Here is a 14,120-nt window from a genome sequence, read left to right as displayed (position 1 = left end):
GTCTTAAACCCAAGAAAATTGCCCCGCGATTTGGGGCATCAGTGAGGGAAAGATTATGACGGACAGAGTGGATCGCGCAGGGCTTCAAGTGGCTGCCGAACTTGCAGATTTCATCGAAACGCGCGCCCTGCAAGGAACGGGGGTCGAGGCCGATGCCTTTTGGACAGGTTTTTCCGCGTTGATCCATGACTTCGGCCCCAAGAACCGTGCGTTGCTGGACAAACGGGAAGACCTGCAGGGGCAAGTGGACGATTGGTACATCAAGCGAGGCGGCTTGGGTGAACCTGCAGCCTACCGCGATTTTCTGAGCGATATCGGATATTTGCAGCCCGAGGTTGAGGATTTCAAAATCGATACAGCAAACGTCGACCCTGAAATTGCGCAGGTTGCAGGCCCGCAATTGGTGGTGCCGATCACCAACGCACGTTTCGCGCTGAACGCCGCCAATGCGCGGTGGGGCAGCCTGTATGACGCGCTTTACGGCACGGACGCCATGGGGGATTTGCCGCAGGCCAAGGGGTATGACGCAGACCGTGGGGCGCGCGTGGTGGCCTATGCGAAGGCGCATTTGGATCAGGCCGTGCCTTTGGCAAACGGCACTTGGGCCGAGGTCACGGAGTTGTCCGTCAAAGACGGGATGTTAGACCCGGCACTGGCTGAGCCTGGCCAGTTTGTGGGCCACGCCGAAGACGGCAAGGTGCGCAAAATTCTTTTGCAAAAGAATGGCCTGCACATCGAAGTGATCATTGACGCATCCCACCAGATCGGCGCGACGGACACTGCGGGCATCGCTGATGTCCGCCTTGAAAGCGCGTTGTCCACGATCATGGATTGCGAGGATTCGGTGGCCTGCGTGGATGCCGAAGACAAAGTGACGGCCTATTCCAACTGGCTGGGTCTGATGAAGGGCGATCTGGAGGAACAGGTCACCAAGGGGGACCGGACCTTCACCCGCAAACTGAACCCCGATCAAACCTACACAGCCGCTGCGGGCGGCGAGTTGACCCTCAAAGGACGGGCGCTTTTGTGGATCCGCAACGTGGGCCATCTGATGACAAACCCCGCCATTCTGGACCGCGATGGGAATGAGGCGTTTGAGGGTCTGATGGATGCCATGATCACCACATTGATCGCCAAGCACGACCTGTCCCGTGCCAGCGGCAATTCGGTGCATGGATCGGTTTATATCGTGAAGCCCAAGATGCATGGTCCAGAAGAAGTGGCCTTTACCAACAGCATTTTTGATCACGTTGAACGGGCGCTAGGCCTGCCTGCGAACACGGTCAAAATCGGGATTATGGATGAAGAGCGCCGGACATCGTCCAACCTCAAATCCTGCATCCATGCCGCCAAATCGCGGGTGGCTTTTATCAACACCGGCTTTTTGGACCGGACGGGCGATGAAATCCACACCTCGATGGAGGCGGGGGCGTTCCTGCGCAAGGATGAGATCAAACAGGCCACATGGATCGCAGCCTATGAAAACCGCAATGTCGATATCGGACTTGCCTGCGGGCTGAGCGGTAAGGCCCAGATTGGCAAAGGCATGTGGGCGGCCCCTGACGCCATGGCCGATATGGTCGAGCAAAAGATCGGACATCCAAAGGCTGGCGCCAATTGTGCGTGGGTTCCGTCTCCGACGGCCGCCACATTGCATGCGATGCACTACCATCAGGTCGATGTCTTCGCCGTTCAGGCAGAGCTGGCCGCAGGTGGGGCACGGTCCAGCCTGCAGGATTTGCTGACGGTGCCCGTGGCCACAGAGACGAGCTGGGACCGCGCGGAGATCATGCGAGAAGTCGAAAACAACGCCCAAGGCATTTTGGGCTATGTCGTGCGGTGGGTCGATCAGGGTGTGGGCTGTTCCAAGGTGCCGGACGTCAACGATGTGGGTCTTATGGAGGACCGCGCGACCTGCCGGATCAGCTCTCAGGCGCTTGCCAACTGGCTGCACCACGAGGTTGTCAGCGCAGATGAGGTGATGGCGGCCATGCGCAAAATGGCGGCTGTGGTGGATGGACAGAACGCGGGCGATCCGGCCTATCGTCCGATGGCGCCAGAATTTGACGGGATCGCCTTTCAGGCGGCTTGTGATCTGGTGTTCAAGGGACGTGAGCAGCCATCAGGTTACACCGAACCGGTCTTGCACCAGCGCCGGTTGGAGCTGAAAGCCCAACAGAACCACTGATCCGCCTGCGTTTGGGGGCTGCCAAAATTATATAATTTTAGCGCCTCCGGCGGAGGTATTTTTGACCCAAAGAAACGAAACGGGAGCCTTTTACAATGGCAGATATTTCTATGAACAAAGCGCGGGTCATGATCCGCAAGGCGCTGCAAAAGGGCCGTGAGCTGGAACTGAAGCCGCTGAGTGTTGTGGTTTTGGACGCCGGTGGGCACGTCAAAGCGTTTGAGCGCGAAGACGGAGCCGCGCCGGGTCGGTTCGCGATTGCGCAGGGCAAGGCTTACGGCGCGGTGATGCTGGGTATGGCGGGCACTGCGCAGATGCAACGGGCCGAGCAGCAGGGCTATTTCATGAATGCGGTCAACGGCGTCTACGGTGGCCAGGTGATTCCGGTTCCTGGCGGCGTCTTGGTCCGCGACAAACGTGGTGTGGTCATTGGCGCTGTTGGCGTGACCGGGGATACTTCTGACAATGACGCGATTTGTGCTGCTTTTGGGATCGAACAGGCCAATCTGGTGGCAGAAATCTAATCCTTTGCACATTTTGGCCAACCCTCTGCGGTGCTGGGGGTAGGATGTTCAGCTTAGGGTTGCTACATGTAGCCCCAAAGGAGCACCTATGCGCAAACCTGTTATCGGTATTATTGGCAATCATTATCTTCTGAATGAAGAGTATCCTGTGCATGTTGCAGGGACGATGAATTCGGCGGCTGTTGCACATGTGGCAGGTGGGGTGCCATTGATCGTTCCCACGGATCCGGATTTTGTTCAGACCGAAGACCTGGTTGAGATCTGCGACGGATTTGTCTTCACCGGTGCTCGGCCCAATGTGCACCCTGAAGAGTACGGGCACGATGCAACCGAGGCCCACGGCGCGTTTGACCGGGGCCGCGATCGCGTGGCACTGCCGCTGATCCGCGCTTGCGTTGAGCGTGGACAGCCGATCCTGGGGATCTGCCGCGGCTTTCAAGAGGTCGCAGTTGCGATGGGCTGCAGCTTGCATCCCGAAATTCGCGATTTGCCGGGACGTGACAATCACCGCATGCCACCTGATGGGACCTTGGAAGAAAAATTTGAGATGCGCCACATCGTGACGTTGACGGAAGGTGGGCCCTTTCAGCAGTTGTGGGGCAAGACGCAGGTTTTGACGAATTCCCTCCATGGACAGGGGATTCTTGAGGCAAGCGACCGCATCGTCGTGGACGGGGTTGCGCCTGATGGCACGCCCGAGGCGATTTATGTCAAGGATGCGCCCGGCTTTACCTTGTCGGTGCAATGGCACCCCGAATGGCAAGCGGGCATTGATCCCGTCTCGCGTCCTTTGTTTGAGGCTTTCGGGCGCGCGGCGCAGCTTTGGGCTGCGGGTTGTCAAATGGCGCGCAAATCGGCCTGACGGGTCTATCCTGTGGTGGCCTGCCGCACGGTTGACGACGCGGCATTTGCGCAAGCGGCCATCAATTCTGCGCGCATATCCACATCAGTCGGCGCTGCAGCCGACGTGCCAGATAAAACGGCGGCCCGGGCGCGCCCCAGTGCCCAATCTGTGGCGGCGGTTGCGGCGGCGGGGTTGGACAAATCCGAACACCTGATCTGACCTGGATCCATCGGCACAGTAAACGGCGCCGCAAGGGCGGTGGTATTCGTCGCCGTGGATTGCGGGGCAGGGGCCGCCCCACAAGCGGCCAACGCCAGTGTTGCCGCACCCATCACATAAATCTTCATAAGGATCCCCTGTCGCGTCAGTCCATAGGATGCAGACTGACGCGACGGGGCTTTGGGATCAAGGCCGATCATATGCGGATCAGTTTCGCCTCATGGCGTTTGAGGCACCGGCGCGCGGTGGACCCATAGTGGTTCTGATCAGCGCGGAGTTCAGGAAAGAGCGCGAACAGCTCTTCCCGCGCGGCGTCCCCCACGGCGGAGAAACCGATATCGCCAGGGTGGAAGCTTTCTGTGGCGGCGCCTTCCGCATAGATGATCTCATGTTGGTCAAACATCATGTGAATGTAGGTCACGGCACCGGTGTCGTCTTGGGTGACATCCATGCCATCCACGAGGTGTTTGGCGGACACGAGGACTTCGCTTTCACCAAACAGAAGTTCCGCTTGGTATCCTTGGAACAACACGCGGTGCTGGGGGGAGACCAACAGGTCTGTCGTTTGTCCGGCCAGCACATTTGGCCGGATGCGGACGGGGGCGAAGCGGTCAACACCGGGGACGGTGCGGGCTTCGATCCAGCGGATCGGCTGCAACCCGTGGTCACGGGTGACGATCATATCGCCCACCTTCAGGTCCTCGATATTGCGCAGGCCTTTGGGGGTTGCGATGCGGGTGCCGGGGGTGAAACAAATGATGTTCTCAATCTCGGAGAAGTTGAGGATCGTGCCATCGTCCAGCGTGATTGAACCGGAGAAGCTGCCGGTGCCGTCATCCGTGGCGTTGTCCAGCACGTCTTGCAGGTCGGCCAGATTGCCCAAGGCCAGCGTGTCGCCTGTGGTCTCATCGCCAGCGCCACCCGTGATGGTGATGGTGTCACCAGGCCCGCCGACCGTATCCGCAAGGGTGATGACGTCATCGCCAGAGCCCGCATCGGCCGTATCGCCATCGGAAATGGTGATCTGGTCATCGCCTTCGTTGGTCGAGATGCTGTCCGCACCCGCACCACCAAAGAACGTGTCGTCGCCGGACCCTGTTTCGATCTGTTCGATCTCGGAGAACGTGGCGGTTCCGGTGCCGTTGGTCACCGTGCCTGCCTCATCACCGGTCATGGTGACGGTGACATCTTGCGTCAGGTCTGACCCGTCGAGGGTGTCGCCATTCGTCTCGCCGGTTTCGCCGCCTGTGATGGTTTCGGAGCCAGGGGCACCGTCGTCGGCGAAATCATCCTCAAGGACAATCGTGTCATCGCCGCTGCCGCCGGTGACGGTGTCATTGCCCGTGCCGCCCGACAGCAGGTCATCGCCGTCTTCACCGGTCAGCGTATCGCCGCCCTGGCCGCCAAAGACGCTGTCATTGCCGTCCTGGCCGTTCAGTGTGTCGGACCCTGTGCCGCCAAAGACGGTATCGTCTTCGGTCCCGGCCCAGATTTCATCGTTGCCGGCGCCACCAAAGAAAGTGTCGTTGCCTTGCCCGTCAGGCGTGCCGATTTCTTCATCGACCACATCATCGCCGTCCGAACCGACATAGCTGTCGTCGCCGCCCAAAGTCTGGATATAGGTGTATCCGTCATCATTGGTGGCATCCACGACGTCGGATTGTTCCGTCAGGATCAGCTGTTCGATCTCGGAAAAGACAATCGTGTCGCCTGTCACGGTATCGATGACGGTGCCTGCACCGGGGCCGCTGAAGGTCACGGTAACGGGATTGCTCAGCCCTGACAGATCAAGTGTGTCGTAGTTGTTGCCGGTCTGGCCGCCCACGATCGTGTCGTCGCCGAAGTTGTCCTGCACCACGAATGTGTCGGCATCCGCGCCGCCGGACAGGCTGTCGTCGCCTTGCCCGCCGGTGATGACATCATCGCCATCGTTGCCGATCAGCGTCACGCCGGATGTGTCGGCACCTGCGTTCAGGGTGTCATCTTCGCCCGTGCCGTCGATCTGTTCGATCTCGTCAAAGGTGCCGCCTGCGGGGCTGCCATCAAACGCATAGGTGCCCTGTTCATCACCATCGAAGGTGACGGTGACGCCTTGGCCCGACCCGGCCTCATCCAGATCGAGAATGTCGATGTCGGACCCGTCTGCATCTTCGCCGCCGAAGATCGTATCGGTGCCATCGGTGTCAGAGACCTGTATGGTGTCGTTGCCTGTACCGGCAGAAATCTGGTCATCGCCGCCCGCACCCGCAATCGTGTCGTCGCCTGCGTCGCCTTGCAGCGTGTCGCCGCCCGAACCACCCAAAAGGCTGTCATCGCCCGCACCGGCCACAACACCCATGCCTGATGTCGTTGCAGACCCGTCATAGGTGTCGTCATTGCCCGTCATGGTGACGGTTTCGATCTCTGTGAACGTCCCGTTGCCGTTGCCACTGTCGAAGTTGAAATCGCCAGCTTCATTGCCCGTCATATCGACGGTGACACCGTCGGGTCCGGTGGCCACGAGGTTCAAAACATCGTTGTCGGCTACGTTTTCGCCGCCCGTGATCGTGTCGGTTCCTTGGTCTTCGGACACGTTGATCTGGTCGGTGCCGGTGCCTGCGAACACGGTGTCGTCGCCGGTGCCGCCTTCAAGAAGGTCGTTGCCACCGTCGCCAAACAACGTGTCGTCGCCCGCGCCGCCAAAGACGCTGTCCGCGTCCGCACCGCCATAGGCTTCGTCGTCGCCATTGCCCGCGTTGATCACGTCCTCGCCGTCAAAGCCGAAGATCAGATCGTCGTCGTCCACGTCGCCAGCCAGAATGGCATCGCCTGCGTCGACCATGTCGCCATCGGGATCGCCGGTATAGCCGCCATCGATGACGTCATCGCCAGCGGTGCCTTCGACGGTGCCGTCCTGGTCTTCGATGATGACGTCTTCGATATTGGTGAAGGTCAGCGTCGTGCCGTCGTTGAAGGTGACCGTGCCGTTCTCGGAGTTGTTGGGGTCATAGTCGATGGTGGCCACATCGGAGACATAGAGAACGTCAAAGTCGTCACCACCTTCGCCACCGTCCACGGTGTCGTTGGAGCCTGCATAAATTTCGTCACGGTCATCGCCGCCCAATAGGGTGTCGTCGCCCGTGCCGCTGGTCAGCGTGTCGTTGCCAGTGCCACCGTCCAGCAGGTTCAGACTGCCGCCGGTCGTGGTGATGGTGTCATTGCCCGTACCGCCGAACATGCTGTCATTTGATCCGGCGTCCGTCTCGATCGAGGTGAGCGTGTCGTTGCCGATGCCGCCGAACAATACATCGTCGTCGCCGATGTTCAGGTCTTCGCCCGCCTCAAGCGTGTCATTGCCAGCCCCGCCGAACAGGGTGTCTACATTGTCACCGCCATCAATAGTGTCGTCGCCGTCGCCGCCTTCGATGACGTCATCGCCACCTTCGCCCAGAAGGGTGTCGCCGCCTAGGCCGCCATCAATACTGTCGTTGCCGCCGCCGCCTGTGATGCTGTCGCTGCCATCTCCGCCAAAAATGTCATCCTGACCGTCGCCACCGTCAATGGTGTCGGCCCCGGTGCCGCCGTAGACCTCATCATTGCCATTTCCGGCCTCAATGCTGTCATTGCCGCCGAACCCGAAGATCAGGTCATCGTCGCCGGTGTCACCAGGCAGGATGGCATCGCCTGCGTCCACAAGATCACCGTCGGGATCACCGGTGTACCCTGCGTCGATCAGGTCGTCGCCGGCCGTGCCCTCAACGGTGCCATCCCTGCTCGGGATGCCAATGGCGTTGAGGTAAAAGGGGTCATCAGCGTCGGTTGGGCTGATGCCGATCAGGGTCACGCTTTCGCCGTTGGGGAAGGTGAGAACCGCATTGCCGGATCCGTCATCGGTCACGGTCACATCATCCGTCGTGACGGGATCACCCGCCGCGTTGGTCAGGCCCGTGACGTCAAACATGTCCGTGCCGGTAAAGGTGCCATCGCCATCTGGGGTCGGCGCATCAAATTCGCTGATGATGTCGTCACCGAACCCATCTTCGAGGATCACCAGATCCGCGTCTCCGTCGCCCGATGTTCCCCCCGAGGAGAGGGTGATGGTGTCGTTGCCTGCGCCCGCATTGATGGTATCCGCACCTGAACCGGCTTCGATCACATCATCGCCGCTGCCGCCAATGATGCTGTCATCGCCGCCATTGGCATCAAGAGAAACACCGGACCCATCCGCAGACATATCAAAGGTGTCGTCAAAAGAGGTGCCGTTAAGCTCTTCGATCTCAGCAAAGGTGCCTGTGCCGACAGTTCCGTCGAAATCATATGTGCCTGCTTCGTCGCCCGTCGCCGTAACAGAGACGCCTTGGGTGGTCTCGAAGTTGAAGAACGACAGCGCGTCAATATCACTGCCATCAGCGTCTTCGCCGCCAAAGACAATCGTTTGTTCATGGTCATCGGTGACGTTGAACTGATCGCTGCCGTCGTCGCCGTACAACGTGTCGTTGTCGCTGCCACCTGTCAGGGTGTCATTGCCGTCACCACCATAAACGATGTCGTCGCCATTGCCGCCGTTCAGGTCGTCGGCGCCTGCGCCACCAAAGAGGGTGTCGTTGCCATCATCCGTGCCGAAATCACCGATCGTGTCGTTGCCATCGCCCCCAAATAGGGTGTCGTTGCCGGTGCCACCGATCAGGCTGTCATCGCCTGCGTTGCCTTGGATCAGGTCATCGCCGTCTCCGCCGTCCAGGGTGTCGTTGCCCGCGTCGATATCGTCAAGTGCAACGGTGTCGAAGTGAATGTCGGTGACCCAAAGGGCCTGTCCGACCGTGCCGGCGTTGTCATAAATGATCTCGATCTCATGCACGGGGCCGGGAATTTCCACGAGGACCGAGCCCGCGGCATCTGCCGCTGATTCAGACGTGTTGCCCGCCGTAATAACACCATTCGATACGGTATCGTCCGACGCCGTGCCCGTGATCTGCGCAGGTGTGAGCGTGACGATGACAGCATTGCCGTCAGCATCATAGGCGCGGACCGTGATCACATCCTGCCATCCGGCTGTATCGATGTCGTTGATGCGGAAAATAACATTGGCCGCTTCGTCAGACAGCCCGGTATCAAGGTTGGGATTGAACGTGATGCTGGTGCTGGATGTTGGCCCTGCCCCGCCTGTCAGGTTCAGGGCAGAGTTCGGGTCAAACGGCTCACCTGTTTCGGTGTATTGCGTTGTGTCGCTGACGGCCATGTTGTCGGCGTTGCCGGTGTTGGTCGTTTCAACGGACACCGTCATGGTGCCGGTGTCTTGGGTGAACGCGCCGTTCAGGTCGGTCCCAGCGGGCCCTTCGGCGGACCAGTTCAGCGACTCACTGCCTGTCACCGCGACGTCATCGGTGTCGCCAATCAGAACGTCATTGCCGTCGCCGCCAAGAATGCTGTCGTCGCCTGCATTCCCTTCGATTGTGTCGGCTCCGGTTCCACCGTCGATGGTGTCTGTCCCTGCGCCACCTGTGACCGTGTCACTGCCTGCGCCCGCATCGATACTGTCGTTGCCGGCTTCCCCGAAGATGATATCGTTGCTCGCGTTGCCGCCCGTATCGGTGATCACATCATCGCCGGACCCACCTCGAATCGTGTCAGAGCTGCCGCCCCCGTCGATGGTGTCCGCACCGGATCCGCCGAAGATTTCATCAAACCCGTTGCCGCCCGACACACTGTCGTCACCCGATCCTGCATACAGATCATCGGCACCGCTTCCACCGTCGAGCGTATCCGCTCCACCGCCCCCATAAAGCGCATCGTTGCCTGTGCCGCCGAACATGGCATCGTCGCCGCGTTCACCCAAAGCGGTGTCATTGCCAGACCCGCCAAAGATGGTGTCATTGCCATCGCCTGCATCAATCCGGTCGTTGCCATCGCCTGCGTCGATGATGTCGTTGCCCGCTGTCGGGCCTTCGTTGGATTCGTCCAGATACGAGCTGTCGATAACGTCATCGCCGCTGGTGCCGTCGACTGTCCCGTTCGTTGGAATGACCGGATAATTTGGAGGATTTAAGGCGGACGCAGAGGTCAGCGTATCTACGGGGCCGAACTGAGGGACAAAATAGACATTGCCGTCGGTGCCCAGAATATACTCACCTGGTTCTTCGGTGTTGGTAAACGTCTGGCCGCCTGCTGTCCCACTCCAGACCCAGCTGCCGTTGCCGATGATTTCATCGGTTGTAAAATCAATTGCGCCACCGCTGATGACGTCGCCATCGTCCAGCGTGCCGTTGCCCAATGTAACCAAATAACCTGTTGGCATCTCTTACCTCATATACTTGGGCACAAAGGCCCTGTCCGATATTGTTCGAACCCATCTTGAGGTTGGGGATAGCGGGCCAATCGGGCCAGATTGAGGACAGATCAGCAACAATCATCCCAAATGGAGGTCATTTCGCGGCACAAGCCGCCGAAGTCGGACACAATTAACCATGACGTGCCACATTGGTGCCGCTTTTCAGGCGCTGAACCGGCCTCTCAGCCCATCCAAGCGCGCGCGGGTCAGCCTCATCGCAAGACCGTGATGAATGTCGCCTGAGTGCCGATTGCCTTGCTGCACGATGTTAAGGATAAAGGGGTATGAAATGGCTCGATCTTCCCCCGTTTTGGCTCTTGGGCTGTCTTGTTGCCACCTATTGGATCGGTGGTGCGGGGGCAGGGCAGGGGGCTGGTCCCACTGGCGTGTCACAGACCCTTGCGGGGGTATTGGCCGTGGTTGGGTTTGGCTTGATGGGGGCCGCGGTTTTTGAGATGCGGCGCCATAAAACTACATTCATTCCGCACCTTACGGCGCAAACCCTTGTCCAAAGCGGGGTCTTTTCGATCAGCCGGAACCCGATCTATCTGGGCGATATTCTGGTTCTGTTGGCCTACATCATCTGGACGCAGACATGGCTGGCACTGCCCTTGGTGGGGGGGCTGTTCTGGGTTTTGACGTCCCGTTTTATTCGCCCTGAAGAGGCCTGCCTGCGTGCAGCATTCGGGCGCGAGGCCGACATATACATGCAGAAAACACGACGTTGGTTGTAATATAATTTCGCCACGTCATGCGTTGAATACAAATGCATACTGTCCAGACGCCTTGTGTCTCCCCGTGCTGGACGATAACGAACAGGTAATTGCGACAATCTATGGGGGAGTTTCGATGAAAATCGGCACGCCAAAAGAACTGTTTGAGGGGGAGAACCGCGTTGCGATGACGCCGGCGTCTGCCAAGGAACTGCAAAAGCTCGGACATGAATGTGTCATCGAAACGAAGGCCGGTGTTGCGGCTGGGTTCTCCGATAAGGATTACAAAGACGCAGGGGTTGAGGTGGTGAAAACAGCCGCAGCCCTTTGGAAGGCCGCCGATGTGGTCGCCAAGGTCCGCGTGCCCGATGACGGTGAAATGAAGCGCCTGCGCGCGGAGCAAACACTGATTTCCTTCTTCAGCCCCGTCGCGGACGAGGCCAAGATGCAAGCGGCCGCCAAGAAAGGCGCCACCGTCATTGCCATGGAAATGATCCCCCGCATCAGCCGCGCCCAGAAGATGGATGCGCTGTCCTCCATGGCCAACATCGCAGGCTACCGCGCTGTGATCGAGGCGGGCAACAACTTTGGCCGCTTCTTCACTGGCCAAATCACCGCCGCCGGTAAGGTGCCCCCTGCCAAGGTTTTGGTTGTCGGCGCAGGTGTGGCAGGTTTGGCCGCGATCGGGACGTCCACGTCGCTGGGTGCCATCACTTACGCTTTTGACGTGCGGCCCGAGGTGGCGGAACAGGTCGAATCCATGGGCGCGGAATTCGTCTATCTGGACTTTGAAGAGGAACAGGCCGACGGGGCCTCCTCTGGGGGCTACGCCTCCGTGTCGTCGCCCGAGTTTGCCGCAGCCCAGCTGGCCAAATTCCGTGAACTTGCCCCCGACATCGACATCGTTATCACCACGGCGTTGATCCCCAATCGCGAAGCGCCTGAGCTTTGGACCGAAGACATGGTGAAATCCATGAAGCCGGGTTCTGTTATCGTGGACTTGGCCGCTGAAAAGGGCGGCAACTGCAAGCTGACCGTTCGGGACGAGAAAATCGTCACCGACAACGGTGTCACAATCATCGGCTACACGGACTTCCCGAGCCGTATGGCGACGCAGGCCTCCACGCTTTACGCCACCAACATCCGTCATCTGATGGCGGATCTGACGCCGGAAAAAGACGGTGTGATTGATCACAATATGGAAGATGACGTGATCCGCGGGGCGACCATCGCCTACGCCCAAGACGTCACTTTCCCGCCCCCTCCGCCCAAGGTGCAGGCCATTGCGGCCCAACCCAAAGCCGAGGTGAAGGAACTGACGCCAGAGGAAAAACGCGCGGCTGAAGTCGCAGCCTTCAAGGCGCAGACCAAAACGCAAGTGACATTGCTGGCCGTAGGTGCGGCTGTGGTTCTGGGCATCGGCCTGATCCCCGGTATGCCCGCATCGTTCATGCAGCACTTCATCGTTTTTGTGCTGTCTGTCTTCATCGGCTTCCAAGTCATCTGGAACGTCGCCCATTCGCTGCACACGCCTTTGATGGCGGTCACGAACGCGATTTCTTCCATCATCATTCTGGGTGCGTTGATCCAGATCGGATCGACCAGCTGGCTGATCACGATCTTGGCCGCTCTCGGTATCTTCATGGCCTCCGTCAATATTTTCGGCGGCTTCCTCGTGACACGGCGAATGCTCGCCATGTTCCAGAAATCCTAAAGGAGCGGGACTTATGGAAAACGCATTCACCATCGCGGCCTATGTGGTTGCAGGCATTCTTTTCATCCTGAGCCTTGGCGGCCTGTCCGGCCAGGAAAGCGCAAAACGTGCGGTGTGGTACGGCATTGCGGGCATGGCGCTGGCCGTGTTTGCCACGCTTGTTGGCCCCGGTGCGGGGCTGTGGCTGCTGTCACTGATCCTGATCGCAGGTGGCGCGGCTGTAGGCTATCAGCTGGCCACCAAGGTCGAAATGACCCAGATGCCAGAGCTTGTCGCAATCATGCACAGCCTTGTGGGGCTGGCGGCTGTCTTTGTGGGCTTCAACGCCGATTTGATGATCAACTACATCGGCGGCATTTATGAAAACGCAGGTCTGGTGCTGGGCACCGTGGGGGCTGATGGCATCACCGCGGTGGGCCTGCCGAAAGAGGCCTATGACGGGCTGTCGTCCTTTGGTCAGCTGATTGCCAAGAAATCCGGTGTCGAAATCGGCATTCTGCGGGTTGAGCTGGTACTGGGCATCTGGATCGGCGCCGTGACGTTCACGGGCTCTGTCATTGCCTATGCCAAGCTGGCGGGCGGATCGTCCAAGCTGCCGTTCGAGATTGACACAGGCGCCAAAAAGCTGCCCGGCGGTCACTTTCTGAACGCAGGCGCTGCGGCCTTGTCTGTGCTGCTGGCAATCGTTTATCTGAGCAACGGTGGCACGTTCACATTGATCTTGCTGACGCTGCTGGGGCTGTTCATCGGCTATCACCTGATCATGGGGATCGGGGGCGCGGACATGCCTGTCGTGGTCTCGATGCTGAACAGCTATTCCGGTTGGGCCGCGGCGGCGATTGGTTTCTCGCTCGGCAATGACCTGCTGATCGTGGTTGGTGCGCTGGTGGGCTCCTCTGGTGCGATCTTGTCCTACATCATGTGTAAGGCGATGAACCGGTCGTTTGTGTCCGTGATCCTCGGTGGCTTTGGCGGCCCTGCGGGCGAACAGATGGCCGTGGAGGGCGAACAGATCGCCATTGACGTGGACGGTGTGGCCCAGTCCCTCGACGAGGCCGACAGCATCATCATCATCCCGGGCTATGGCATGGCCGTGGCGCAGGCCCAACAAAACGTGGCTGAGCTGACCCGTCGTCTGCGGGCCAAGGGCAAGACGGTGCGCTTTGCGATCCATCCCGTGGCGGGCCGTTTGCCGGGCCATATGAACGTGCTGTTGGCGGAGGCGAAGGTGCCTTATGACATCGTGATGGAAATGGACGAGATCAACGACGACTTCCCGGAGACAGACGTTGCCATCGTGATCGGGTCCAACGACATCGTGAACCCGGCGGCCCAAGACGACCCCAACAGCCCCATCGCCGGCATGCCGGTGCTGGAATGCTGGAAGGCCAAGCAGGTTTTCGTGTCCAAACGCGGGCAGGGCACAGGCTATTCCGGCATCGAAAATCCGCTTTTCTTCAAAGAAAATACGCGGATGTTCTATGGCGATGCCAAGGCCTCTTTGGACAGCCTGTTGACCAAAATCGACTAAACCAACCGGACTTTCCGGATGTTGTGGGGGCTCTGCCAATATCGGTGGGGCCCCTTTTTCTTTGCCGGACGTGCGTTTGG

General features: G+C 59.4%; 8 protein-coding genes. 6 read left to right on the top strand and 2 right to left on the bottom strand.

Annotated features, from left to right (window positions below):
* Positions 1–55: 55 nt before the first annotated feature.
* The 3 genes from PSJ8397_RS03360 to PSJ8397_RS03350 all read left to right on the top strand — a co-directional run bounded on the left by PSJ8397_RS03360 (position 56) and on the right by PSJ8397_RS03350 (position 3,574).
* A complete protein-coding gene (locus PSJ8397_RS03360) occupies positions 56–2,188 on the top strand; it encodes a malate synthase G (RefSeq protein WP_085863126.1) in 2,133 nt (710 codons plus the stop codon).
* Between the two features lie 95 nt (positions 2,189–2,283).
* Positions 2,284–2,712 carry a GlcG/HbpS family heme-binding protein gene (locus PSJ8397_RS03355; RefSeq protein ID WP_085863125.1) on the top strand — a complete coding sequence of 143 codons (429 nt, stop codon included), beginning with the start codon at positions 2,284–2,286 and terminating at the stop codon, positions 2,710–2,712.
* An 88-nt stretch (positions 2,713–2,800) separates the two neighbouring features.
* Complete coding sequence (locus PSJ8397_RS03350; RefSeq protein ID WP_085863124.1) at positions 2,801–3,574, top strand: gamma-glutamyl-gamma-aminobutyrate hydrolase family protein; 774 nt, start codon at positions 2,801–2,803, stop codon at positions 3,572–3,574.
* 5 nt (positions 3,575–3,579) lie between these two features.
* On the opposite strand, the gene PSJ8397_RS03345 is transcribed toward PSJ8397_RS03350, so the two are convergent.
* Entirely contained in the window at positions 3,580–3,903 is a 324-nt protein-coding gene (locus PSJ8397_RS03345) for a hypothetical protein (RefSeq protein WP_143515329.1), read from the bottom strand.
* A 68-nt stretch (positions 3,904–3,971) separates the two neighbouring features.
* A complete protein-coding gene (locus PSJ8397_RS03340) occupies positions 3,972–10,049 on the bottom strand; it encodes a Hint domain-containing protein (RefSeq protein WP_085863122.1) in 6,078 nt (2,025 codons plus the stop codon).
* A gap of 317 nt (positions 10,050–10,366) precedes the next feature.
* Between PSJ8397_RS03340 and PSJ8397_RS03335 the strand changes: the two genes are divergently transcribed.
* From PSJ8397_RS03335 to PSJ8397_RS03325, 3 genes are all read left to right on the top strand, one after another.
* On the top strand, positions 10,367–10,816 hold the full coding sequence (locus PSJ8397_RS03335) for a methyltransferase family protein (RefSeq protein WP_085863121.1): 450 nt from the start codon (positions 10,367–10,369) through the stop codon (positions 10,814–10,816).
* Between the two features lie 115 nt (positions 10,817–10,931).
* Positions 10,932–12,509, top strand: a complete 1,578-nt coding sequence (locus PSJ8397_RS03330; RefSeq protein WP_085863120.1) for a Re/Si-specific NAD(P)(+) transhydrogenase subunit alpha — start codon at positions 10,932–10,934, stop codon at positions 12,507–12,509.
* Between the two features lie 13 nt (positions 12,510–12,522).
* Complete coding sequence (locus tag PSJ8397_RS03325; protein WP_085863119.1) at positions 12,523–14,040, top strand: NAD(P)(+) transhydrogenase (Re/Si-specific) subunit beta; 1,518 nt, start codon at positions 12,523–12,525, stop codon at positions 14,038–14,040.
* Positions 14,041–14,120 lie beyond the last annotated feature (80 nt).

The organism is Pseudooctadecabacter jejudonensis (assembly GCF_900172275.1).
Lineage (GTDB): Bacteria > Pseudomonadota > Alphaproteobacteria > Rhodobacterales > Rhodobacteraceae > Octadecabacter > Octadecabacter jejudonensis.
This window is presented reverse-complemented; position numbering and strand designations above follow the sequence as displayed.